Raw genomic sequence first — 22,912 nt, forward strand, 5'->3', positions numbered from 1 at the left:
ACCGGAAGAGTAGGATGATGGGGGATGATTTCGTTCCGCGAGGCGCTCGGAAAACTGCTTGAGATGGTCCCACGGATGGGGACGGAGGAGGTGCGGATCGAGAATGCCGCGGGACGAGTGCTCCGCCAGACCATCCTGGCGGACCGGGACTTTCCGCCGTTCGACCGGGTGATGATGGACGGTTTCGCGCTGCGGAGCGCGGAGTGGACGGACGGGACGCGGGTTTTCAAGGTGACCGGGCAGGCGATGGCGGGCTTGCCACAGGTCGGATTTCCGGAGGAGGCGGGAACCTGTGTGGAGGTGATGACCGGCGCGCCCTGTCCGGCAGGTGCGGACTGCGTGGTGCCAGTGGAGGAACTGGCGGGAATGGAGGAAGGCGGAGCGAGGTTCCGTGATGGGGCCGCACCGGTGGCTGGGAAATTCATCCACGCCCGTGGCAGTGATGTGGCGGCAGGAACGGTGCTTCTGCAGGAGGGTGCGCTGCTGGGGGCGCGGGAGATCGGCGTGGCCGCATCATGTGGCGTGGGATCGCTGGAGGTGTCCAGAGTGCCTGTCATTTCCGTGGTGGCGACCGGGGATGAACTGGTGGGAGTGGACGAAACGCCGCTGCCTCACCAGATCCGGCAGTCCAATGCCCACGCGGTGGCGACCGCTCTGGCGAGGGCCGGATTCCCCGCCGCGAATGTCGGCACGGTTTGCGACGACGAGGAAGTGGCGGTCGCTGTCCTTGCTGAGCGCCTGGCCGCCGGGGATTGGCTGATCCTGACGGGGGCGGTGTCAAAGGGAGCAAGAGACTTTGTTCCGGTAGTGCTGGCGGAACTGGGATGCACGGAGCTTTTCCACGGAGTGGCCCAGCGCCCGGGAAAGCCGGCCGGATGCTGGATCGGCCCAAAAGGACAGATCGTCATGGCCCTGCCGGGGAATCCGGTCTCAGCCATCACCGGGCTGCATGCGTTCGTGCTGCCCGCCTTGGGCCGTGCGGTCGGGCTGGAGGAGAAGTCTGGACGGCGGGTCGTGCCGGTGGATTGCCGGGGGCTGGAGGGTATGACGCAGCACCTGCCGGTGGTGCTGCGGGAGGACGGACGGGTGGAGGCCGCACCTACCGGAAACAGCGGCGATTTCGTCGGCTTGCTGAAAAGCGATGGTTTTGTCACCCTGCCTCCACGCGGCGAACATGCGGGTCTGCCGGTCGCAGTCCCGTTCACCCCGTGGCTCTGATTATATCCCCATGGAAGAAAACGCATTCACACACGTCCGCGGTGGCCAGCCATCGATGGTGGACATCACGGGAAAAGCGGCGAACCGCCGGACCGCCGTCGCGGAAGTGAAGATGACGCTCGGCGCGGACATCATGGCCAGGCTGGAGGACGGCGATCTGAAAGGTCCGAAAGGCCCGGTGTTCCAGACGGCGATCATTGCCGGAACCATGGCGGTGAAAAAGACCAGCGAGCTCATCCCTTTCTGCCATCCGCTGCCGGTGGAGGCCTGTGATTTCACGATCAATCCGGAAGGTGATGGGATCTCGATCCTCTGCACCGTCACCACCACCGGAAAAACCGGCGTCGAGATGGAGGCCATCACCGGAGCCAGTGTGGCGGCACTGACCGTCTATGACATGTGCAAGGCGCTGAACAAGGGCATCGTGATCCGCGAGACGCGGCTGATTTCCAAAACCGGGGGCAAGTCCGGCGACTACCATTACCAGAACCCATGAGTGGTGAAATCCGGAAGCCGCTCTGCGGACTGGTGCTGGCAGGCGGGCGGAGTTCCCGGATGGGGACGGACAAGGCATCCCTTCTGCATCCCGACGGACGGACGCTCGGCAGGCGCTGCCATGACCTGCTGGAGCAGGCGGGCTGCGCGGACGTGTATCTTTCCCTGCGGGCGGATCAGGAGGTCCCGGAAGGTTTTGCCGACAAGGCACCGGAGTTACTGAGGGATGCAGATGGTAGTTCAGGCCCGGTTTCCGGTATTCTGGCGGCGATGAATTCGCGGCCGGATGCGGACTGGCTGGTGGTGGCGTGTGATCTGCCCCGGTTGGATCTCGCCTCGCTGGAGCATCTGCTTTCCTCCAGGCGGGAAGGGGAGCTGTTCCTCGCCTACCGGAGTGAGTTCGACTCGCTGCCGGAACCGCTTTGCACGTGGTATTCCAGTGAGGCCCGGGAAGTGGTGGTGAAGGCGGATCATTTCTGCCCGAGGAAGATCCTCATCCGGAACGAATGCCGTCTGCTGGAGCCGATGACCAACGGGGCTCTCGACAACGCGAACACACCGGAGGACTGGAAGGCCGCCACGGAATCATGACGACTTTCACCGTCCTCTATTTCGGCCTGTTGGCGGAGCGACGTGGACTTGCTGAGGAGCGTGTGGACTCCGCTGCGACCACAGCGGCGGAACTCTACGCGGAACTGGACGCGCGCCATGGACTCGGCCTTTCCATCGCCCACTTCCGGGTGGCGGTGAACGATGAATTCGCCGCATGGGACGGGGGAATCAAAAGCGGGGATGTGGTGGCGTTTTTACCTCCCATGTCCGGAGGTTGAAGATAGGGTCTCCGTGTCATGAATGACGATACGCCGATCCGGTTCACGCTTGCGGGGGAGGGCTTTGAGCCCTCCCTGCTGGCGGAGGAATTGACGGACCACCGCGCGGGTGCACGGGTGATGTTCGACGGCCGGGTGCGGAATCACAACGAAGGCTCCGAGGTGGCCGGACTGGAGTACCAGGCCTATCCGGCGATGGCGGTGAAAGTCGGCCAGCGCATCCTGGAGGAAGAAGCTGCGAGACATGGCCTGCTGCGCGTGCGCGGAGTCCACAGGACCGGGGCGCTGGAGATCGGCGAGTCAGCGGTATGGGTGGGGGTGGTCTCCGCCCATCGGGCCGCCGCATTTGATGGTGCGCGGGCCATCATGGAGCGCTTGAAATACGAGCTGCCGGTGTGGAAGAAAGAGACCTACAAGGACGGCCGGATCGACTGGGTGGGGCCGGACAATAAGTCGTCGGAGACCGGTTTGGAAAAGCCGGGCGACCCGCCGGAGTGGGACGCGAGCATCCGTTGGATGTACCTTTCCGACGGTCATGACTTCCGTGGCCGCCATGGATTGGGCAGGCAGGATCATGGCATCCGCGCCGTTGACTCCGTGGAGTGCGTGGCGGGAATGGGACTGAGGGGGGACCGCTACTTCGGGATGAAGGAGGATTACAAGGGGCAGATCACTTTTTTTGATATCAAGATGGTGGAGGCGATCCGCGGCAAGTTCGGGCAGCCGGATCTCTCGGCGGGTATTTTCCGCAGGAACGTCATCGTGGAGGGAGTCGATCTTTCCCAGTGGGTGGGCAGAAGGTTCCGGTTCCAGGGAGTGGAGTTCGAGGGCAGCGAGGAATGCAAGCCCTGCTACTGGATGGACGAGGCGATCGCTCCCGGAGCGGAAGAGTTCCTGAAGCCGGACTTTGGGGGCGGTCTGCGGGCGAGAATCCTGTCGGATGGCGTGCTGAAAGTGGATCCAGCGGAGAAATAAGCAGGAAAGTCCGATGCCGCCATACCCAGTTGCCCCCCTTGTTGTTCCACCTTATGGTTCCCACATGGAGTTGCCGCCGGTGGTGGACCGCATGGGACGGGGATTGCGGGATCTGAGGATCTCCGTGACGGACCGTTGCAATTTCCGCTGCCGCTACTGCATGCCGGCGGAGATCTTCGGTCCTGGCTACGCGTTCCTGCCGAAGGATGAGCTGCTCAGCTTCGAGGAAATGGAACGGCTGGTGCGCGTGATGGTGCCGCTGGGCGTGGAAAAGATCCGCCTCACCGGGGGCGAGCCGTTGTTGCGCCGTGGCCTTGATGATCTCATTGCCATGCTGTCTTCCATCCGCGGGGTGAAGGACATCGCCATGACCACGAATGGCATCCTGCTGGGACATCATGCCGAGGCGCTGGCACTGGCCGGCCTGAACCGGGTGACGGTGAGCATGGATGCCCTCGACGGGGAGATTTTCGCCCGGATGAACGGCACGGGGGCGAAGGTGGAGCGCGTGCTTTCCGGGATCTCCGCGGCACAGGTTTTCGGCCTGCCGGTGAAAGTGAACGCCGTCATCCAGCGCGGCGTGAATGAAAGCCAGATCCTCCCCTTGGCCCGCTGGGCAAAGGACGCGGCCGTGGATCTCCGTTTCATCGAATACATGGACGTGGGTGAGACCAACGGTTGGCGGATGGACCAGGTGGTGTCCGGGAATGAGATCCTGGAGATCCTCGGGAAAGAGTTCACGCTGGAGCCACGGCAGGCCGCCTATCGCGGGGAGGTTGCCGTGCATTGGCGGCATGCGGACGATGGCCGGGAGATCGGGCTGATCCGCTCCGTCAGCAATCCGTTCTGCCAGGACTGCCAGCGCCTCCGTGTTTCTGCGGATGGAAAGATCTTCACCTGCCTCTTCGCGGCGGATGGGTTTGATCTGAAAGGCGTGCTGCGCGGTGGCCTTCCGGATGACGCGTTGCGGGAAACGGTCCGTAACGTGTGGCAGGCCCGTACCGACCGATACTCCGAGGAGCGTGGCTTGGTAGCGAGGCCGAAAGCGGAGATGAGTTATCTGGGCGGTTGAATTTCGCGGTGGCGATCCGCGGGACGTTGGTTCAGACAGATGAACAGGGCCAGGGACATGCCGTAGGCAAAGCCCACCAACAGGATCTTTCCGACGGATGCTGCCGTCACGGGGAGCGGACCCGGCAACGTGAGTCCGGAAGCCGAGATCCTGATGAAGAGCAGCAGGAGCACCACCGCCACCACACCGCACATGCCACCAATCACGGTGGTCGGGAACAGGTGGCGGTCATACCTGCGGGAGAAGGCCCTGATGCCTGCCAGAAAGGGAACGGAAAGCAGGAGGAGAAGCGGCAACGCCAGCAGGAGGCTCCCGGCGAAAACGCCCATGGTCCAGACGAATGCCGTGTTCTCAGGCAAATCGCCGTGGAAGATGAGAGCAGTGAGAAGCGAACCGAGAAACGCCGCCATGGAGACCGACTGCCACAGCATCTTCAACGTACGGAGAATCGTGGTGGGTTCCGGGGCTGTGATGCGTGGCGGCATGTGTCGTGGTGATAGCGGATGGTTTGGCCAATGGAAGCTGGGACCGCTGAATTCATTCCGCTTGGCATCCTGCGGGAAGCGGCAGAGTTTCATCACCATACGCCATGCCTCTTTCCCGCAACCAACTCCGTGCCATTGTCGCCGCCTGTCCTCTCATGCTCGCCGCCATCCTGCCTGCCGGTGCTGCTGAGGAGGGGAAATGGGTGAAGCTTTTCAACGGCAAGGATCTCACCGGCTGGACACCAAAAATCACCGGCCATCCGCTGGGGGAGAACACGCACAACACGTTCCGCGTCGAAAATGGTATCCTCAAGGTGTCCTACGACGGCTATGAAAAATTCGGCAAGCAATACGGCCACCTCTACACGAACATAGCCTACTCCCGTTACATCTTCCGCTGCGAATACCGCTTCGAGGGAAAGATGATGGCGGACGCCCCGCACTACGTGAATCTCAATAGCGGCGTGATGATCCATTCCCAGTCGCCGCAGAGCATGGGCATCGATCAGGAGTTCCCCTCCAGCATCGAGTGCCAGTTCCTCGCGGATGAAGGCAAGGGTGCGCGCCCGACCGGAAACATGTGCTCGCCGGGAACCCACATCGAGATGGATGGAAAGCTGGTGACCAAGCACATCGTCAACTCCACCTCGCCCACATTCCCGGCGGGCGAGTGGGTGAAGATCGAGGTGGAGGTCCGTGGCAATGAGGAGGTGATCCACCGCGTGAACGGCGTGGAGGTGCTCCGCTTCCAGAAGCCGCAGCTTGATCCGGAGAATGCCATCTCACCCGCCAGCGAGTTGCTGGATGCCGGTGCGGCCCGCTTGCTCAGCTACGGACACATCGCGCTGCAGGCGGAAGGCCAGGGCGTGTGGTTCCGGAACATCGAGCTGAAGTCGCTGGAGCAACCTTGATCGGAATTATCCGACGGTTCATGGATCGAGGGAGTGTTGATTCCTGAACGGATTCTTCGGGTTGAACTGGAAATCGGGCATCAGGCTTCTGCCCTTGTCGCCGGACCTGTCTCCGGTGGCATTCAGTCTCTTGCCCCTCTTTGTGTCGGAGATTTTCCAACTGGAGCTATAGAGGACCAACTCGTCGGGCGGAGTCTTCTCCAGGACACAACTTGGTTCTCCTAGCAGCAACAGATCGCCCCGGATCTCATAACTTCCGGTGAAGGGATAGTCTGTGGGATTTCCCACATCGGAATACATCCAGTAGTAATAGCGATCCTTTGTGAGCGCGATGGCAACGCCCATGTATCCGTTCCAACCGGAAGACATGACCCATGCTGATTCGAAGTGCTCCGGATACACGATCTGAGTTTCTTGATGCTTCTCCATGGGTTGCGCGGATCCCTTGGCACCGGGCTTGCAAGTGCAGAGCGGAAGCAGAAGAAGGCAGAGGACGGCACGGTGCATCGGATGATGGGACTATGGCGATTCTATCCGTGTTTCAAGATGGTAAGAATGGTATCGCGTGGAAATAGCGGCGACTGATTGATTCCCGCTGGTTCTTTTCTTTGCGGGTCTGCCGATGATGGCTCTCGCACAAGACGGTGGTCCGTCACCCGCTGTCCGGTGAGTTGCTCCAGAGTGAACACCGGATTCTTCGGTCGGGGAGATCAGGATACCGCACCAACGAGGGGCAGGGCTAGGATGATCGTCGGGCGCATCTGTCGTCACTGCTTGACGCTCCGCAGGTCCAGGCGGCAGTCCGCTTCCGGCTTCACGGGATCCCCGGCCTCCTCCACCGGGTGGGTGTAGAGGTAGCGCCAGACATCCTCGAACAGGAAGTTTCCGTCCTTGTCCTTCGGTGAGGCCTTGCCCGGAGTGACGCAGCTATGGGCTTTCTCCGAGCTGCCACCCACATCAGCGGCGGAGACGAGGCGGCGGGTGTTGCCGTAGGGTGTTTTTGCTTCCGCGATGTCCACCACCGGGCCGAAATTGTTCAATCCCAGCATGATCCATGAGCGGCAATAGTGGTCGCCGGACCAGCCGCCATCCAGCACGTGGGAGAATCCGAAATAGCGGTTCTCCGCCGTGGCGGACGGGAGTTTCTGCCAGGCCTCGAACTGGTCGCGCGGACCGCAGAACATCACCACCCGGTCCACCTTCGTATGCTTTGCGAAACGTGCCGCCGTGGTGGAACCGTGGGAGGCTCCGCTGAGGATCACTTTTTCCCATTGCAGGCCCTTGCCATCCGCCGAGAGGAACTGGCCCCAGTTGCCCTGCGGATTCTCCTTTTCCAGCCACTTCACGAACTGGTAGGAGCGCTCCATGATGGAATCCGGCTTCGGGATGTCGATCGCAGGCCCTTGGTCCTCGCCGATGGCGGCTTCCAGGCGGATTTTGGAGAGCCACAGATCATCTCCGGGAGGGGTTTCCTTCGACAGCTTTCCGAACCAGCCGTTCGCATAGTGGACCTGGATGGCATGGAGACCATAGCTGGAGATGCGGTCGAAGTGCGCCTGGTTGTGGCCCATCAGCCAGATGACGAGCTTCCCCTGCGGGGCAACGCGGGTATCGACGGATGCTTTCTCCGTATCGGCGGGTTTGCCTTCCTTCTCGAAAACGAAGCCGACCTCCGGATGCTCCTTTGCCCGCGGGTCGATCTGGCTCGCGCGGGCGGTCAGATTATACAGCTTTGGCTCGGGATCCTTGTAAGCGGGAGGCGCGGCGAAGGCGTGCGAAGCGAGCGCGAGCGAGAGACAGAGCAAGGTGGGTTTCATAAACGGCGGATGGCTACGGCCACATTCAGCCTGTTCTTACTCCCACTCGAAGTCGAAGTAATAGGTCCGGACATCGCCCACATTCTTGGCGGCGGCACGGTTCTTCGAAATGAAGCGCAGGTTCCAGATGTCGTTGCCATCGAGGATGAGCTGGCCGGTTTTCGCGCCGGTCTTTTTGTACATCCACACGCCGGTACGGGTGTCGGACTGTTTCCGATTCTTGGAAAGGGAGGCGAACTGATAGAGGCGGGTCTTGCTCAGGCGGTAGGTGTATTCGCCGTGGTTGTCCCGGTAGTCCAGACGGCTGCCTGCCGGATCATTGACAAAGGCCGCCTCCGATTTGGTCACCGGAGGGATGTCCTTCACGGATACTTCCTGCGCGGGATTGAACATGGACTGGGGTCCGCACTGGGTGAGGAGCAACACGCCGCCCACGAAGGGAAAGAGATGCCGGAAGATCATGGCAGCAGCGTCCGGCGGCTTTGTTAGATTGTCAAGTTGCTGTCAACAGGAGGGGGAGGGAGAGTGCGGCCGGATTTCCGGAAACCTTTCCGTTGAAAATCGGGGCCATATGCCCTTGATTGGCAGACCATGAAACCATTCAGCCGCCGTCATTTCCTGCATCTTGGTGCCGCTGCTGCGGCCGCTCCGCTTCTGAACCTCCGCGCCCAGGAGGGTGGCGGGAAGAAACTCGGAATCGCCTTCCTCGGACTGGGGGACTACGCGACGAAGCATCTGGCTCCGGCGGTGAAGGCGACTTCCAACGCCCGGGTGGCCGGAGTGGTGACCGGTTCTCCGGACAAGGTGCCGGCATGGCAGAAGGAATACGGCATTCCGGACGGCAATGTGTACAGCTACGGGAACTTCGACAGCATCAAGGACAACAAGGATATCGACGTGGTCTATGTGGTGACCCCCACCGGCCTGCACGCGGAGTATGCCATCCGCGCGGCGGAGGCCGGGAAACACGTCATCTGCGAGAAACCCATGGCTCCGACCGTTGAGGACTGTGACCGCATGATCGCCGCGGCGAAGAAGGCGGGCGTCACCCTCCAGATCGGCTACCGCCTTCACTGGGATCCCTATCACCTCCAGTTGATGGATGCCCTCAAGACGAAGAAATATGGCGACTGGAAATCCATCGAGGTGGGGAACGGCTACAAGGTGAACAACTTCACCGGCCACAACGCCTGGCGCATCAAGAAGGACATGGGCGTGGCGGGCGCGCTCTATGATGTGGGTGTCTATGCCGTGCAGGGCGCGCTCTATACCGCCCAGGTGAATCCGATTTCCGTCACCGCGAAGAAGTCCACGGACCGTCCCGACATCTTCAAAGAAGTGCCGGAAACCTACGAGTGGACGCTGGAGTTCCCCGGTGGCAGGAAATCGGATGGCTTCTCCAGCTACGGGCGGAGCGGGAACTACGTGCGGGCGGAACTGGAGAAAGGGAAGATCGAGATTTCACCCGCCTATGGCTACGGCGGGCAGAAGGGCTTCACACCGGACGGCGCGATGGCCCACCCGGTGGTGAACCAACAGGCGCTCCAGATCGAAGGGCAGATCGCGGCCATTCTGGCGAAGCAACCCAGCCGCGTGCCAGGAGAAATGGGGCGCAGGGACATCGGTGTGATCCGCGGGATCGTGGAAGCGGCGGACACGGGTGCCGCCGTGAAACTCGCGGATCTCGGCTACTGAGCCGCGCTCCTCAACCGATGACCAGCCCGGCCGCCTGCTGGTTGCCACCGACGGCGGTGGCGACCGCCTGGCGGCAGGTGCCGGAGCGGACGGATGCAACTGCGGCGACCACCTGCAGTGCGGCGGCGGCTCCCATGGACTCCCCTAGAATGCGGCGGGGCGAAAGGCGTGCACCGGACCAATCCGTCCATGCGTCCGTCTCCGCGCGGTCGATCCGGGGAATGCCGATGGTGCCGTCAACCAGTAGGGCAGCATCCTCGTTTTCACTGCGGAGGATTTCCCGGATGTCCCTTGCCGCCTGTGGACGGGACACGGAGGAGAAAGGAATGGGATCCGGCAGCCTGAACACCCGCACAGGGCCATCGCCGCGCTCGAGATACACGGCGGCGGCTCCTTCTGATGGAAGATAGTTCCGGGAGTAGAGGAGCAGTGCCTCCGCGCTCAGCCAGTCGATCTCCTCGCTGGCGACCACCACGCATCCATCGACATCGCCACGGCTGATCCACTCGGCGGCCAGATCCATGCCGCTGAAGAAACCCGCACCATCCGTCACGAGGGTATCGTTCGGACTGCGCCCGCCGATCATCGCGGAGATGTGGCTGGAGGGCGCGTTGAAGACGGTCTCCGGGAAAAGAATGGGGCTGGCGATGGCCGGGTTTGCCAGTGCCTCACCGAAGAACCGGTTCGAGTAATTCACGCAGCCGTTGGTAAGCGTGAAGATGACGCCAATCCGGAGTTCTCCCGCCACGCTGGCGGCGATGCGATCCGAACCCAGTGCCTCCGCCACGGCCGCCGCCGCGAACTTTGAGATCGGGCTGGTCCTCCGGAGCCGTGCGAACTTCGGCGATGATGCGGCATCTGCCGGAACTCTCAGAACGGGGGTGCGGACGGTTCCTTGCTCCAGAGGCCGCTCGATCTCCGTGGTCGGCAAGGTGGTTCCCGAACCGAGGGCTGCCATCAGGGCGGGAACACCCCAACCTGCGGGGGAAACGGCGCCGATGCCGCTGATGATCAGGTCTTTGCCGTTCATCGGAGGCCCTCCTTGGCAAAGACGAGGGTGGCATTCGCGCCGCCGAATCCGAAGGAATTCGTCAAGACACGGTTGAGAACCGCCTCGCGGGGTTCACGGATCAGGTCGAAAGTGCAGATCTCATCCGGTTCGCGGACGTTGAGATTCGCGGGCAGGAACTGCTTTTCCATGGCGATCAGGCAGATCACCGACTCCACCGCACCAGCCCCGCCGAGCAAGTGTCCGATCGATGATTTCGTGGAGCTGACCTTCACTCCAGAAGTGGAATTTTCCGCCCAGCGCTGGATGGCATGCCCTTCGGCGATGTCATTCAAAGGAGTGCCGGTACCGTGGGAGTTGATGTAGTCGATCTGTTCCGGAGACACCCCGGCCATCCGGCAAGCTGTCTGCATGGTGAACAACGCGGCGTCACCTTCCGGGTGCGGCTGGGTGAGGTGATGGATGTCCGTGGCCGCCCCGTAGCCGAGGACCTCCGCAATCACCCGTGCGCCGCGTTGTTTCGCCGCTTCCGCGGATTCCACCACGACGAAGCCGGCACCTTCACCGAGGGCGAGACCATCCCGCGCCGCGTCAAACGGGCGGGGAATGCCGGATGGGCTGAGCGCCTGGAGTGCGTCGAACCCGGCGAAAACGAGTTGGGAGAGCGCATCATAGCCTCCCGCAAGCACACGGTCCACCCGCCCGGATCTGACGAGGTGGAACGCATGGCCGATGGCATTCGCACCGGAGGCACACGCGTTCGAGATGATCCTCAACGGGCCTTCCACGTCCAGCAGGCGCGCCATGTTCGTGAGCTGCCTCTGTGACTGATACCACTCCACCCGGGAAAACTGGTCGTGCCTCCTGTTGCCGGAGCGCAGGGCTTCCTTGTAATATTCCTCACCGATGGGCATGGCAGCCGCAGAGGTGCCGACCACCACAGGCATCGCCCCACCGTCCAGTCCGGCACTTGCCAGAGCCTCACGCGCGGCGATCCAGGCGAGCTTCGTGCCGCGATCCATGCGGGACCACGCCTTCTGTGAAATTCGAAGGGAAGGAGATGCCTCCGGGAGATCAACCTGACCTGCGGTGCCCACCCGTTGTTTCGACACGTCGAACAGGGTGACGGGCCGGAAGGTGGTTCTGCCTTCGCGGAATCCGGTCGCATTTTCCTCCCAATTCCGGCCCATGGGGGAAACGATCCCCGCTCCCGAAATGACCACGGGCCTGGTCAGGACCGGGTGGAGGGCATCATGGAAGTAGGCCACGGAGAGATCTTGGGGAAGTTAAGGCTCGTCAGACAGGGTCCGCGGTAGCTACGGACTGCCGCGCACCTTGTCAAATGCTCTATCTCCGTTGGTTGGAAACCTCAAGGCGGTATGCCGCACGACCTGCCGTCCTCGACGGCGGAAATGTCGTTTCCTTCGGAGAACTGGCGGAAAGGGTGGAACGGGCACCCGTGGCGGAAAGCACGCTGGTTGCCAGGACGGGGGATGCCGGTTTTTTTGTGACCATCCTCCGGGCGTGGCGTGACGGGGTGGCGGTCGTCCCGGTCGAGAAAGATGCTCCGGAGCCTGTCCTGAAGGCCCCCCCTCCGCAAGGAACCTGTCTGGTGAAGTACACCCCGGGTGCCAGCGGAGTGCCGCGGGCGATCTTTTTCGAGGACCGGCAGGTCATCGCGGACGGGGACCGCCTGTTCCATGCGATGGGCCTTTCCGCGGATGTGCCGAATCTGGCGGTCATCTCGCTGGCACACTCCTATGGCTTCTCAAACGTGGTGCTGCAGATGATCCTGCACGGCGTCCCCGTCTGCCTGGCGACGGTCCCATTCCCACGGGTGATCGAGGAAATCTGCCGTGACCATGATTCGATCACCATCCCCGCGGTGCCTTCCATCTGGCGGGCCTGGCACCGGGCCGGGATCCTGGGTTCACTGCCGGTGAGGCTGGCGGTCTCCGCGGGAGCCCCGCTGTCGCATCTGCTGGAGAAGGAGGTCTTCGATGCCTCCGGTCTGAAGATCCACAATTTCTATGGTGCCAGTGAGTGTGGCGGCATTTCCTTTGATGCGACGACCACGCCCCGCGACCAGCCGGACATGGTCGGAACGCCCTTGCCCGGTGTGTCCGTCTGCATCGGTGCCATGGGGCGCTTGTTGGTGGAAAGTGATGCGGTCGGCACCGGCTATGACGAGGGGCGCGACGATGATCTGCTGATGGACGGCCGGTATCTGACCCGGGACATAGCCTTTCTGGACGGGAAGTCCGTTCTTCATCTCTCCTGCAGCACCGGAGGGGCGATCAATGTCTCCGGCAGGAAGATCAGCCCGTCAAAGGTGGAGGCCGCTCTCATGGCTACGGGGCTGCTGCGGCGTGTCCGGGTATTTGGCGTACCCAGTCCGGATCCAGAGCGGTTCGAGGAAATCCTGGCACTCTACGAGGCGGAGTCCGGAGCCACCATCGAGGCGGTGAAGCACGCGACCTCCAGCCGTCTGGAGTTGTGGGAGCTGCCCCGCCATTGGTATGATGCGCCGGAACTCTGGCAACTGGACGCCGCCGCGCTGAAGGCGAAATGGGTGGCGAAGGAACTCTGAAGGACAACGGACATCATGCGCAGCATAAGCCAGTGGTTGAGATGTGAGGAATCCGGCGGGCCGTTCACCCATTGCGTGTGCTGCCGTCTGCCCCTGCGGGAGATCGCCGCGCCGTGGCTGGTCAACAAGGACTATCACCGGGAAGAATGCGTGCTGGAATATGCTATCTGCCAACCGTGCCGCGATGTGATGTCGGAGAAGTTCTCCGAGGGGTCGAAGGAAACCGTCCGCAACTTCCTGGAGAAGGAGGTCGATTGGGACGAGCGGCAGAGGGAGTTCATGCTGATGCTGGATGAGGCGGAAAGACTGGAAGCCTGCATTTCCTGCCGGAAAGGGCGGGAGGATTGTGAGGGCTTCTCCATCTCATTCCTTTTCGATTCGGACGGAAATTTGGTCGCCGGACCGCTGCCCTTGCTGATCTGCAATGGATGTATCGCCAGGATGATGGCTGGGGTGTCCCCGGAAAGCCGGGCCGTCTGGCGGCATTTCATCGCGGATCACTTCGACGGACCACCGACCGATGAGGGTATGGAAGGCTTCGGCCTGTTCTGACGGAGTCAGGCGTGGGACAGCGCCTCCTCGAACACGGAGATGATGTGTTCCAGAGGTTCCTGCCCGACGGATACCCGCAGCAGGTTCGCCGACACACCGCATCCTTCCGCCCATTCAAGCTCCGTGTAGTGAGCGAGCATGGTGTAGGGGCAGACGAGCGTGAAGGAGGTGCCGAAGCTGGGACCCTTGCTGAAACGCAGGGAGTCATAGACCTTCGGGGTCTTCTTCTGTGACTTCAGGACGAAGGAAAGCAATCCCCCGAAGCCTCCGCCGGGACGCATGACCGCCTGGTAGTGCTCCGTATTGACCAGCGACGGGTGCCACACCCCGGCGACGGCGGGGTGGGCCGCAAGCCATTTGGCGAGAGCCAGACCATTGTCGTTGATGGTCTTCATCCGGGCCGTGTAGCCCTTCATGTTGGAAAGGAGAACCTCCGCATCGCCGATGTAGAGCGGTGCGTTTTCCGTGGAGTCTTCCACGAGGGACTGGCGGAACTGCTTTGCGAACGGGGAGCTGTCGCGCACGCCGGCCATGCCAGCCATGACATCGCCCGCACCGGACACCCATTTCGTCAGGCTGCCGGTCACCACGTCCGCGTATTTCAGCGCGTCCACGTTCAGTGGACCGGCGGCGGAGTCATCCACCACCAGTGGGGTATTGCCCTCCGCGCACGCCTCCGCGACACGCTTGAGATCGATGGTGCGGAGGAGGGGATTGCTGGGGACCTCCGTGAAGACGCCCGCGAACTCACCCTGGCGGATGCGCTGGAGAGCCTCGTCGAAGGATTCGCCGACGGCTTCGTTCAGATAGACGACGCCGTGTCCGAAGAGTTCCTGGATCTTGAGCGAGTCCACATAGGGAAACTCGATCTGCAGGGTCTTTTTGCCCTCCAGCATGCCGGGGAGGGCACGCTGGACAGCGGTGACAGCGGACATGCCGCTGGTGAAGATGAACACATCCTCCGCGGGGATATTGAGATACTTGGCCACGGAACGCGCCACGAGATGGGACTTCGATCCCTCGCGCAGCTTCCCTTCGAGGAAGTCCTCCGCTTGACGGCTGCTCACGACCTCCCCGGAGAACCTCCAGTAGTATTGGGCATCCGCCTTTGCTTTCGCTGGCACAACCAGCACCTGTAGTCCATGGAAACTGGCAATCCGGACGGCCGTCGATGACTGTCGCTCAACCCACCGGTGGGCGCGCTGGACGGCACCACGGGTTGGCAGGACGATGACTTCCTCATTTTCTCCGGCGATCTCGTTCTTCGCGGTGGTGAAAAGCCGCTCGACGAGCGGGTGACGGAAGAAGCGCGGGTACCCCGTGCGCATGCGGCGCGTGACTTTCTCCCGTCCCTCCTCATAGCCGACGACGGCATCCCAGGTAGGGAGGCACACAGAGCACGCATGCAGGGAATCAGGGAGCGGCACCCCCAGATCCTCTTCTTGCCACGCAGGGTCTGCACTCAGGTCACGCATCGCGGGAACTGCATGCCCGGACCTCGGACGAAGGGCAAGCCGCATCTGTGGCGACGGGCGAAAGATTCCTGATAAATGGGATTGCAATGAAATCTGATTGTCAGAAAGCGGCGGATTTTCCGCTTTTCCGCTCCCGGATCACCCCAGACGGAGAGCCGCCATCCCGAGTCCCACCAAGGCCATCAACACACAGATGGGCCTTTCCACCGCATTGCGGTACCACGCACGGTTCCAGATCAGGGCGACCGCCGCGTAGGCGAGGCCCAGCACCGCGAGTTGCCCGAATTCCACGCCGAGGTTGAAACTGAACAAGGCAGGGAGGAAATCCTCCCGGGGGATAGGTGTTTCCGCGAAGGAGTGGGCGAAGCCCATCCCATGGACCAAGCCGGAAGCAAACACGACCCACGGCCGCCACGCCCGCAGGCGGTTCCCCGCATAAAGGTTCTCCACCGCCACGAAAGTGATGCTGAGCGCGATGGCCACCTCGATCCACTCCACCGGCAGGGAGATCACACCGTAGAGGGACAGCCCCAGCGTCAGCGAGTGCGCCACCGTGAACAACGTCATCTGGAGTAGTAGGAGCGGAAAGCTCCGGCTGAGAAAGAACAGCCCCAGGATGAACAGCACGTGGTCCAGTCCGTCCGGCAGGACGTGGGTGAACCCGCTCAGAAAATACGTCGGAATCACCGCGCCGGCGGCGGCCAGCGCGATGATCGATCCGATGAGGGCACGCATCATTGACGTGCGGGATACTGGTGGATCGCGGCCCGGAGGAAAGAAGGATTTCCCTCCGGGGGACGCCGATTGTCAGAACCTCTTGGTGAAGGTCACGCGGAAGGTCCTCGGCTCCGAAGGATGGAGGTGGATGTCCTCATGGCCGCCGTTCGGTCCGGTGCCTGCCGCCTCCCCGGGCATCAGGGATTCGTAGAAATACTCGATGTCGTTGTCCTTCCGGTCGAGCAGGTTCAGGCAGTCCAGGGAGACTTCCCAATCGTTCTTCCGGTAGCCGATGCGGGTGTTGACCTGGAGGCTGGCGCGGGATTCCTCGCTGCCGTCCTCGATCAGAGGCCGCGGGCTGAAGTAGCGCGAACGGAGCGTGCCGAAGAAACCTTCCTGCTTGCCGATGGTGATGCCCGCGCTCCAGACGAACGGAACCGCGCCGGGGATCTTGTCATCGCCGCCCACGCCCTTGAGTTTCCCTTCGGAGAGCGTCACCTCGTTGTCGGCCATCAGCCACTCCGTCGGACGCCAGTAGGTGGCCCACTCCACGCCGTAGCGCTCGGTGGCGGGGCCTGCCTCCGAGGTGCCCGCATCCCCGACATACAGCAGCTCGGAGTCACTGTGGAGGTAGAAGAAGGACAGCGTGCTGACCACGTTCTCCAGTGCCTCTGTCCGAACGCCGATTTCCCCGCCGTAGGTGCGCACCAGCGGATCCACACCGTCCACCCCGAGGTTCACGCCGCGGGCATCATTGCTGTGGAAGCCGTAGCCGCCGCTCACATAGAACTCGGTTTCATTCCATGGCCCGAAGACGAGGTTCAGTTTCGGCGAGATGATGGCGTCATTGTCGCTGCCGGAGTTCACCGGGTTGTCGCTGTTCACGTCGAAGTGGAAGAAGTCCGCCCGAATGCCCGGCTGCACGCGGAACCATGGATTCACATGGAAGTCGAGCGAGCTGAAGATTCCCACCGTGTTCACGGTCACGTCATCCTGCCTGATGGTGCCGGTCCGCGCGCGGTCGGTGGTGTTGTAGAGGCCGATGTCGTTGAGGAAATCATTGCGGGTCTGCACGCCCACGATGAGGCGGTTCTTCTCCGCGAAGTCCCACTCCCGGCGGACCTCGCCGCCAACGAACCAGCGTTCGTCCTTTTGCTCGAACTGGTCGCCGCCGCCGAGGACGTAGGTGAAGTTCGAGAACAGATCGAGGTCGTAGTAGCCGGCGTAGGCATCCACATGGGTGCGGCCGTTGGTGTGCTCACGGTCCCATGCGGCCATCAGGCTGTAGCGGTTCGAGTTGCCGCCCAGGGTGGGGTCGATGTTGCCGAAGCGGCTGAGGGTTCCGTCGTCGATCGCCCGCTTGGGGATCTGGTCGGTGGAGTTCCAGTCGCCGGTGTAGGCCATGGCGGTGAGGCTGAACTTGTCCTGCCCCGCTTCGCGGAAATACTTGAGGAATCCGTTCGCCCGCTCGGAGTCGGACTTCATTGTCCATGGTCCGTCATAGTAGTTGTACTCCAGCGCGTAGGTGAGGCAGGAACGGACGGAGAGGCCGCCTTTCCCGCCATCTCCGGAGGACAGGTCGATGGTGTCTGCGACCAAGCCGCGGTAGAAATTGTCCTCGCCGATGGTGAAGCTGGCGATCCCGGAAGGCAGCATGTCAAAGAAGCGGAACTTGGCCGCTCCGGCGGTGCTCAGGTCGCCCAGTTCCGCGAAGAACGGACCTTTCCAGTAGTCGATGGATTCAACCAGTTCCGGGATGATCGGGTTCAGGTCGGCGTAGCCCTGGCCGTGGGCGTGGGTGATGAAGTTCACCGGCTGTCCGTCCATGAAGATGGAGAAGTCGGTGCCGTGGTCGAGGTTGAAGCCGCGGACGAAGTATTGGTTCGCTTTACCGTCGCCGGAGTGTTGGGTGATGATGACGCCGGGGACGGATTCCAGCAGTTCACCGCGCCGGAGGAACGGGCGCTCGGCGAGTTCCTGCGCGCTGGTCTGACCCTGGGAGGAGGTCCGTGCCTTGCCGATGAGGTGCTCCGCCTTGCCGACCACCTCCACGATGGGCAGCTCCTGGGAGGTGTTGGTGGATTGGGCGTTCGCGCCGAGTGAAAGGACGAAAAGGTAGAATGGGGAAAAACGGGAAAATTTCATATTGGAGGAGGATTGGAGACAAACAAACGGGACCACGCGGAACGGATCATGTCCGTCCCGGCGCGGGGTGGGGCGTTGTTCATCCAATCCTCGGCGGCGGCCCCGGCGGAGCCTGCGGCCATACCGGCGTCCACCTGCGGCACCAGTCCGAGCAGGCGGCCAGTCCGATGGACGGCGGCGGCAGGGTGCGCCCCATGCGCCAGTCGGTTGCGGGCATCTTCACCGTCCCGGAATCCTTGACGGGTTCCTTGGACGGGGAGGGGGCTTTCTCGCCCTTGGATGCCATTGGCTCTCCAGTTGCGAGGGCGGCTTGGAATTCCCCGCTGCGCCATGCCTTCGTGAAAGCCGGGCCGATTCCTTCCTGCGGGATCTCACGGACCGTGAGTTTGCACAGGAGGCTCACCTGCAGGATGATCAACGGCCCCGCCATGAGCTGGAACAATGCCAGCGCATAGAGCCATTTCGCCTTCCTGAGGCATGGGATCCTTACCACGGCGCGGATACTGGCAGCCCTGAGGGCGACGGGCAATTTCAATCACGTCGGCGGCGGTGAAATCCACTCCGCTGAATTCACCCATATCCTGCCTGAGACTGGCTGCGGGAATGGAGCGCGGACTTCAGTCCGCTTGGCTTTGCTGGCTGGATTCTCCGGGGCGGACTGAAGTCCGCGCTCCGACGACTCTCCCTCAAAGCGCTCTCAACTCAGTGCGTGGACTGAGTGACTTGAAAAGCCGGGCGGCGTTCATCTTCGCCACATCACTGGAAAACCCGGTGTCGCGGAAAACCATGCGAAGGGGCTGACGTTCCGCCAGTTCCCGGATGAGGGCCTCATCCACCCCGGTGGCGAAGCAGGCGGCCAGTGCGTTCTCCGCGACGAAGAAGACCTCCTTCCCGGCGAGTGTTTCCTCCCGGATGGGCAGACCCAGCTCCACACCCCAACCCAGCATCACCTGGAACAGCAGATCCTCATCCGTGCGGCTGTCGCTCTCGACCTTCAAAACGCGGAAGCCGGTGTCCGGCGGGGTTTCTCCCGGAGGGCGGCTTGATTTCCATTCCTCCAGAACCTTCTTTCCGGCACGGCGGAGGCGCTCCTTGCCGATTTCCGCGATGGTCGTGTAGCCGGCCTTCCGCGCATCGCTCCGGTCATCGCATGGCTCCGCAAGCTGGACCATGATGTGACGGCGGTTGCCACCATCCTCCGCATTGAGCTTCATGACCGCGTGGGCGGTGGTGGCGGAACCTGAGAAGAAATCGAGCACGATGGCATCCCGGCCGTCGATCAGCCGCAACAGGAAGGCCACCAGTTCCGTGGGTTTGCAAAAGGGGAAGGGGATGCCAAGCGCCTTGAGTTCCTTCGTCCCCTGGGAGTTCGGGTAGTCGTAGATGACATCCTCTGGATGCAGCGTCGCCTGGACGTCCTCGTCGAAATAGACCTTCGGGTAGATGTTCCACTTCGACTGCCTGCCATGCTCATCCAGCAGCGGGTTTCTTGTGGATGCCGGCGTGAAGATGAGCAGGTGCCTCTGCCGCAGATAGGTGTCCACCGACCACCTCCACACCTTGTCCGCATTGGAGAGGGGTTTCACTTTGGCCCCGTCCTTGCGCTCCTCCGGGAATACATTGCCGGGAGGAATGATCAGGCTGCCGTCCGGTGCCTCGATGTAATACCGCTGGTTCGGCCGGGAATCCAGGGACGGCTGGAACAGGGAGGCCCCGCTCTTCTTGTATCTCCGGCCGTTCTTCTCGGACCGGGTGTAATCGCCGATGTCCCGGACCTTCCTGACGCCGAACTCAGGCAGGTCCCGGATGCTCTTCGCATACGCCAGGATGTAATCCTTCGTCGGGCGGAAGTGGGTTCCCTTGTCGGAAGTCCGTTTCGCGATCCTCGTGACCTGGGAGATGAAGTTGTCGCTGCCGAAGACCTCGTTGCACAGCTTCTTCAGGTTGGCGATCTCATCGTCACCGATGCTGATGAAAATGACCCCGTCATCCGCCAGCAGGTTCCTCGCCAGTTTCAGCCGGGGATACATCATGGACAGCCATCCGGAGTGGGTGCGGCCATTCGTCGCGGACAGGGCGTCGTCCTCTTCATCCGGCTCACCGGAGCCGCGGGCATATTCCTCCCGGCTCATGGAGAAATCATCGTCATAGATGAAATCGTTGCCCGTGTTGTACGGAGGATCGGTGTAGATCACCCTGACCTTTCCGGGGTAGCTCTCCTGGAGCAGCTTCAGCGCGTCGAGGTTGTCGCCCTCAATGTAAAGGTTGCCGGTGGTGTCGAAGTCCACCGACTCCTGCCTGGCAGGGCGGAGCGTCCGGTCGATGGGGGAGTTCGCCAAGGCCAGCGCCGCCCGTTTGCCCGGCCAGTCGAGCCGGTAGCGTTCCTGCGGACCTTCCACCAGATCCCGCGAAAGCTCCTGCCGCAGCAAATCGAAGTCGATTGCCCGCACGGTCTTTCCGTCGGCGTCGGTGGTTTCCGTCACGCAGTTCGGAAACAACGCGGCAATCTGGTCCACATTCCGGGCAGTGAGGTCAGGAGTCTGGAGGTCGAGGCGATCCATGCGGGCGGGAACAGGTTTGTTCCAGGCACCGGCTTTCTACACGCGGCGGTGGCTGGGACAAAGTTCCGTTTTGGCAACCTACGGGTTTCGCATGCCGAGCCGTATTGATCTTTGATGTCTCGAAGCATCAGAGAGGGCTCTGATCAAGAGAATAGAGTCCCATCAGATTGAGCTTCTGACCCTGTTTTTTGCCACGCCGCCTTATTCCCTTTAAGACCAGGGACCATTTCAATTATCCCAGCGTCTCTGAGTTTATAGAACTCAGACTTCATGGCATTCTCACTGCGAATTCCTGTAATCTCCCGACCTTGTGCGTTTGTTATTTGAGGATGCTTATCGAGGAATTCCATGACGGCCTCTTGCGGTGTCGCTAGACTGGCGTGAGGGATAATTACACGGATATAGTTTCCTTCCTCCAGCACTTGGGGTGCTTGAAGTTTCCAATCACGCATCTTTCGGAAGGCCGTATTAAGGCCTTCTCCGATATCTTGATTCGGTGGATTCTTGTATTTTCCAAGGAGATTTACAATCCTGTGATTACGGGCTAAATGAACATCAAGGAAGTTGTCCTTGGTCACGAAACCCGGAAATCGCCCGGGGCTGACCACTTCAATCCGGTTATTGAATATGAAAATTTGAACGTCATCTGAGATCGAGTAATCGCGGTGAATAATTGCGTTTGTAATGATCTCCCAGATAGTTTCGTGCGGATATTCCATCGCCTTCGGTCCTTGGGCTGTCCAAACCTTGACGCTAGACATTATCGATTTCACCTGATCTACCGTCTTATGAATCAGATTGTAAATATTCCCTTCCACGGAAATATTGCTGACAAGTTGATCACGCTCTGGATCATCCTCCTTCGTCTCATATCGAACTATCCGGACAGAACACTTCTTCGGGACATGGGATGGGGGGTCGTCCGAAAAGAGAAGTAGTCCTACTACTCTTGGTTTGAAAGTCTTACGATCAATCAAGTTCTTGCTGGCGGCTAACTCCAGCGGATCGGTGCTGGGAGAATAGTAACTCAAAAACGAAGCAATCTCCTTCGAGTCTACCACATCCTCAGCGAGACCGCTTTCGACTGTGTAATCTTCATAGGATGTAGCTCCTTTTTCAAAGGATATTTGAGTAATTCGTTCTGGATCTGCTGGAAGGGAGGCCGCACCCCTCCTCTCATAAACAGTCTTGTCTGTTGTCGCGTGTACCGATGTACTCTTCTCGATCTCCACCTTAAGAACGTAATTCGGAGAGAGGGGGCTACGAAGAAATGTGAAGGTCACTGGAAGAGTCGGCTTCACTTCAGAAAGAGCCTGAATATGGGAGTTGAAGTCCTCTATGTGTTCTGCGCCTGCCCATCTCTTTTGGGGATCCGCCTCTTGCTTCTCATCCTTGACGCCAATACAAAACTCTCCGCCGTCGGCGTTGGCGAATGCGACGGCAATCTTTTGAACTTTCGCCCCCTTAATTTCGGCAGCCTTGCGATCAAAAAAATGCCCTTCCTCGATCGAGCAATAGCGGAGAGCTTCCTCGGTAGGTATCTGCTTTGTCTGCATAGGGGATAAATTTGAAAGCGCCAAAAGATGATAGGAACTCCGCGGACCTGTAAAAGCAATCATGCTTAGGCAGATGGCAGATGGATGACGCATAGCACCCGAAGACGGGGAATCAATCCAAACCCTTCTAAGGGTAGAATCGCGGCGTTCAATGATGGATTCCGCATTACATACATTGTAACAAGTAACTATTGGCGACCTCAGGTGGCCGGATTCCCGCCCTTAACCCAGAAGACCAACCGATTCCGGACTTCAAGCCCTTCTGAGTCCACTTGCTGCCATTCCAGCTCTGCTTGTAGTTCGGGCACCTGTCGGTAGTCCCGCTTTGTCCAAAAGGCTTCGTTGGTCCGGTAACCTTCTGGCTTCAATGGATGATCGTCCGGGCGCACGACGGCACAGAATGCGGTGACCGCGTAGCCGAGGCTGGCGGCGTGCTTTTCCCGTTCGTCGAAGAACCGGTGCCCGATGCCTTGGCCACGTTCCTCCTGCGCCAGGACGGATTCTCCGAAATAAAACACCGTGGAAATGTCCCAGCCTGCGTCCAGGAACGGCTGCTGGAACGCTCCGTCGGCTTCCGACAGCGGCAGGCCCGTTGAGATACCGACGGCACGGCCGTCACGGACCGCCAGAACGATCACGGCATTCTTGGACTCTCCATAGGCGGCCAGATAGCCGCGCTCGTACTCTTCCGTGCCATCGTAGAGGTAGGGATATTCGCGGAAAACGGCGATTCTGAGCCGGGCCGCATCCACCAGATGCGGCTGGAGCGATTCCCCCACGGCACTGAAGACCTCAATCATTACTTGTGA

23 protein-coding genes are annotated in these 22,912 nt (G+C 61.1%); 10 read left to right on the plus strand and 13 right to left on the minus strand.

Annotated elements, in window-relative coordinates; genetic code table 11:
* The first annotated feature begins 24 nt into the window (after positions 1-24).
* The 6 genes from OVA24_RS12580 (at position 25) to moaA (ending at position 4,590) form a co-directional block, all read left to right on the plus strand.
* Positions 25-1,218 carry a molybdopterin molybdotransferase MoeA gene (locus OVA24_RS12580; protein ID WP_267670172.1) on the plus strand — a complete coding sequence of 398 codons (1,194 nt, stop codon included), beginning with the start codon at positions 25-27 and terminating at the stop codon, positions 1,216-1,218.
* A gap of 10 nt (positions 1,219-1,228) precedes the next feature.
* A complete protein-coding gene (moaC, locus tag OVA24_RS12585; RefSeq protein WP_267670173.1) occupies positions 1,229-1,714 on the plus strand; it encodes a cyclic pyranopterin monophosphate synthase MoaC in 486 nt (161 codons plus the stop codon).
* On the plus strand, positions 1,711-2,304 hold the full coding sequence (locus OVA24_RS12590; RefSeq protein ID WP_267670174.1) for an NTP transferase domain-containing protein: 594 nt from the start codon (positions 1,711-1,713) through the stop codon (positions 2,302-2,304). The genes moaC and OVA24_RS12590 overlap by 4 nt, the downstream gene beginning before the upstream one ends.
* A complete protein-coding gene (locus OVA24_RS12595) occupies positions 2,298-2,543 on the plus strand; it encodes a MoaD/ThiS family protein (RefSeq protein ID WP_345783443.1) in 246 nt (81 codons plus the stop codon). Before OVA24_RS12590 ends, OVA24_RS12595 begins: the two co-directional genes overlap by 7 nt.
* Before the next feature lie 18 nt (positions 2,544-2,561).
* Complete coding sequence (locus OVA24_RS12600; RefSeq protein WP_267670176.1) at positions 2,562-3,518, plus strand: molybdenum cofactor biosynthesis protein MoaE; 957 nt, start codon at positions 2,562-2,564, stop codon at positions 3,516-3,518.
* 64 nt (positions 3,519-3,582) lie between these two features.
* Positions 3,583-4,590 (plus strand): GTP 3',8-cyclase MoaA, encoded by a 1,008-nt coding sequence (gene moaA / locus OVA24_RS12605; protein WP_267670177.1) that lies wholly within the window; start codon positions 3,583-3,585, stop codon positions 4,588-4,590.
* Here the strand turns inward: moaA and OVA24_RS12610 are convergent.
* Positions 4,575-5,075 (minus strand): hypothetical protein, encoded by a 501-nt coding sequence (locus OVA24_RS12610; protein WP_267670178.1) that lies wholly within the window; start codon positions 5,073-5,075, stop codon positions 4,575-4,577. The two genes, moaA and OVA24_RS12610, sit on opposite strands and share 16 nt — an antisense overlap.
* Before the next feature lie 104 nt (positions 5,076-5,179).
* On the opposite strand from OVA24_RS12610, the gene OVA24_RS12615 reads away from it, so the two are divergent.
* The gene (locus OVA24_RS12615; RefSeq protein ID WP_267670179.1) at positions 5,180-5,986 is read left to right on the plus strand and encodes a 3-keto-disaccharide hydrolase; all 807 of its coding nucleotides are present in this window, start codon (positions 5,180-5,182) and stop codon (positions 5,984-5,986) included.
* Positions 5,987-6,004: 18 nt separating this feature from the next.
* On the opposite strand, the gene OVA24_RS12620 is transcribed toward OVA24_RS12615, so the two are convergent.
* The 3 genes from OVA24_RS12620 to OVA24_RS12630 all read right to left on the minus strand — a co-directional run bounded on the left by OVA24_RS12620 (position 6,005) and on the right by OVA24_RS12630 (position 8,265).
* Positions 6,005-6,493: a hypothetical protein gene (locus OVA24_RS12620; protein WP_267670180.1), complete on the minus strand. Its 489-nt coding sequence runs from the start codon at positions 6,491-6,493 to the stop codon at positions 6,005-6,007.
* Between the two features lie 260 nt (positions 6,494-6,753).
* A complete protein-coding gene (locus OVA24_RS12625) occupies positions 6,754-7,803 on the minus strand; it encodes a BPSS1187 family protein (RefSeq protein WP_267670181.1) in 1,050 nt (349 codons plus the stop codon).
* A gap of 36 nt (positions 7,804-7,839) precedes the next feature.
* Positions 7,840-8,265, minus strand: a complete 426-nt coding sequence (locus OVA24_RS12630) for a hypothetical protein (protein WP_267670183.1) — start codon at positions 8,263-8,265, stop codon at positions 7,840-7,842.
* Positions 8,266-8,394: 129 nt separating this feature from the next.
* On the opposite strand from OVA24_RS12630, the gene OVA24_RS12635 reads away from it, so the two are divergent.
* A complete protein-coding gene (locus tag OVA24_RS12635; RefSeq protein WP_267670184.1) occupies positions 8,395-9,498 on the plus strand; it encodes a Gfo/Idh/MocA family protein in 1,104 nt (367 codons plus the stop codon).
* Positions 9,499-9,508: 10 nt separating this feature from the next.
* On the opposite strand, the gene OVA24_RS12640 is transcribed toward OVA24_RS12635, so the two are convergent.
* The gene (locus tag OVA24_RS12640; protein ID WP_267670185.1) at positions 9,509-10,528 is read right to left on the minus strand and encodes a beta-ketoacyl synthase N-terminal-like domain-containing protein; all 1,020 of its coding nucleotides are present in this window, start codon (positions 10,526-10,528) and stop codon (positions 9,509-9,511) included.
* Positions 10,525-11,775: a beta-ketoacyl-[acyl-carrier-protein] synthase family protein gene (locus tag OVA24_RS12645; protein WP_267670186.1), complete on the minus strand. Its 1,251-nt coding sequence runs from the start codon at positions 11,773-11,775 to the stop codon at positions 10,525-10,527. The genes OVA24_RS12640 and OVA24_RS12645 overlap by 4 nt, the downstream gene beginning before the upstream one ends.
* Before the next feature lie 74 nt (positions 11,776-11,849).
* On the opposite strand from OVA24_RS12645, the gene OVA24_RS12650 reads away from it, so the two are divergent.
* Positions 11,850-13,097 (plus strand): class I adenylate-forming enzyme family protein, encoded by a 1,248-nt coding sequence (locus OVA24_RS12650; RefSeq protein WP_267670187.1) that lies wholly within the window; start codon positions 11,850-11,852, stop codon positions 13,095-13,097.
* A gap of 15 nt (positions 13,098-13,112) precedes the next feature.
* Positions 13,113-13,649 carry a hypothetical protein gene (locus tag OVA24_RS12655; protein WP_267670188.1) on the plus strand — a complete coding sequence of 179 codons (537 nt, stop codon included), beginning with the start codon at positions 13,113-13,115 and terminating at the stop codon, positions 13,647-13,649.
* 5 nt (positions 13,650-13,654) lie between these two features.
* On the opposite strand, the gene OVA24_RS12660 is transcribed toward OVA24_RS12655, so the two are convergent.
* From OVA24_RS12660 to OVA24_RS12690, 7 genes are all read right to left on the minus strand, one after another.
* Positions 13,655-15,043: a PLP-dependent transferase gene (locus OVA24_RS12660; RefSeq protein ID WP_267670189.1), complete on the minus strand. Its 1,389-nt coding sequence runs from the start codon at positions 15,041-15,043 to the stop codon at positions 13,655-13,657.
* Positions 15,044-15,262: 219 nt separating this feature from the next.
* A complete protein-coding gene (locus OVA24_RS12665) occupies positions 15,263-15,862 on the minus strand; it encodes a HupE/UreJ family protein (protein WP_267670190.1) in 600 nt (199 codons plus the stop codon).
* A gap of 69 nt (positions 15,863-15,931) precedes the next feature.
* Positions 15,932-17,986: a TonB-dependent receptor gene (locus OVA24_RS12670; RefSeq protein WP_267670191.1), complete on the minus strand. Its 2,055-nt coding sequence runs from the start codon at positions 17,984-17,986 to the stop codon at positions 15,932-15,934.
* A gap of 79 nt (positions 17,987-18,065) precedes the next feature.
* Positions 18,066-18,479, minus strand: a complete 414-nt coding sequence (locus OVA24_RS12675) for a hypothetical protein (protein ID WP_267670192.1) — start codon at positions 18,477-18,479, stop codon at positions 18,066-18,068.
* Positions 18,480-18,672: 193 nt separating this feature from the next.
* The gene (locus OVA24_RS12680; RefSeq protein ID WP_267670193.1) at positions 18,673-20,547 is read right to left on the minus strand and encodes a site-specific DNA-methyltransferase; all 1,875 of its coding nucleotides are present in this window, start codon (positions 20,545-20,547) and stop codon (positions 18,673-18,675) included.
* Between the two features lie 143 nt (positions 20,548-20,690).
* Positions 20,691-22,103, minus strand: coding sequence for an RNA-binding domain-containing protein (locus tag OVA24_RS12685; protein ID WP_267670194.1), 1,413 nt, complete (start codon positions 22,101-22,103; stop codon positions 20,691-20,693).
* Positions 22,104-22,303: 200 nt separating this feature from the next.
* Positions 22,304-22,903 carry a GNAT family N-acetyltransferase gene (locus OVA24_RS12690; RefSeq protein WP_267670195.1) on the minus strand — a complete coding sequence of 200 codons (600 nt, stop codon included), beginning with the start codon at positions 22,901-22,903 and terminating at the stop codon, positions 22,304-22,306.
* Positions 22,904-22,912 lie beyond the last annotated feature (9 nt).

The sequence above is a fragment of the Luteolibacter sp. SL250 genome, from assembly GCF_026625605.1.
GTDB lineage: Bacteria > Verrucomicrobiota > Verrucomicrobiia > Verrucomicrobiales > Akkermansiaceae > Luteolibacter.

Coding starts and splice junctions, on each gene's coding strand:
- OVA24_RS12580 (WP_267670172.1), top strand. CDS start 25: ATGATTTCGTTCCGCGAGGCGCTCGGAAAACTGCTTGAGATGGTCCCA.
- moaC (WP_267670173.1), top strand. CDS start 1,229: ATGGAAGAAAACGCATTCACACACGTCCGCGGTGGCCAGCCATCGATG.
- OVA24_RS12590 (WP_267670174.1), top strand. CDS start 1,711: ATGAGTGGTGAAATCCGGAAGCCGCTCTGCGGACTGGTGCTGGCAGGC.
- OVA24_RS12600 (WP_267670176.1), top strand. CDS start 2,562: ATGAATGACGATACGCCGATCCGGTTCACGCTTGCGGGGGAGGGCTTT.
- moaA (WP_267670177.1), top strand. CDS start 3,583: ATGGAGTTGCCGCCGGTGGTGGACCGCATGGGACGGGGATTGCGGGAT.
- OVA24_RS12610 (WP_267670178.1), bottom strand. CDS start 5,075: ATGCCGCCACGCATCACAGCCCCGGAACCCACCACGATTCTCCGTACG.
- OVA24_RS12615 (WP_267670179.1), top strand. CDS start 5,180: ATGCCTCTTTCCCGCAACCAACTCCGTGCCATTGTCGCCGCCTGTCCT.
- OVA24_RS12620 (WP_267670180.1), bottom strand. CDS start 6,493: ATGCACCGTGCCGTCCTCTGCCTTCTTCTGCTTCCGCTCTGCACTTGC.
- OVA24_RS12625 (WP_267670181.1), bottom strand. CDS start 7,803: ATGAAACCCACCTTGCTCTGTCTCTCGCTCGCGCTCGCTTCGCACGCC.
- OVA24_RS12630 (WP_267670183.1), bottom strand. CDS start 8,265: ATGATCTTCCGGCATCTCTTTCCCTTCGTGGGCGGCGTGTTGCTCCTC.
- OVA24_RS12635 (WP_267670184.1), top strand. CDS start 8,395: ATGAAACCATTCAGCCGCCGTCATTTCCTGCATCTTGGTGCCGCTGCT.
- OVA24_RS12640 (WP_267670185.1), bottom strand. CDS start 10,528: ATGAACGGCAAAGACCTGATCATCAGCGGCATCGGCGCCGTTTCCCCC.
- OVA24_RS12650 (WP_267670187.1), top strand. CDS start 11,850: ATGCTCTATCTCCGTTGGTTGGAAACCTCAAGGCGGTATGCCGCACGA.
- OVA24_RS12655 (WP_267670188.1), top strand. CDS start 13,113: ATGCGCAGCATAAGCCAGTGGTTGAGATGTGAGGAATCCGGCGGGCCG.
- OVA24_RS12665 (WP_267670190.1), bottom strand. CDS start 15,862: ATGATGCGTGCCCTCATCGGATCGATCATCGCGCTGGCCGCCGCCGGC.
- OVA24_RS12670 (WP_267670191.1), bottom strand. CDS start 17,986: ATGAAATTTTCCCGTTTTTCCCCATTCTACCTTTTCGTCCTTTCACTC.
- OVA24_RS12680 (WP_267670193.1), bottom strand. CDS start 20,547: ATGGATCGCCTCGACCTCCAGACTCCTGACCTCACTGCCCGGAATGTG.
- OVA24_RS12685 (WP_267670194.1), bottom strand. CDS start 22,103: ATGCAGACAAAGCAGATACCTACCGAGGAAGCTCTCCGCTATTGCTCG.
- OVA24_RS12690 (WP_267670195.1), bottom strand. CDS start 22,903: ATGATTGAGGTCTTCAGTGCCGTGGGGGAATCGCTCCAGCCGCATCTG.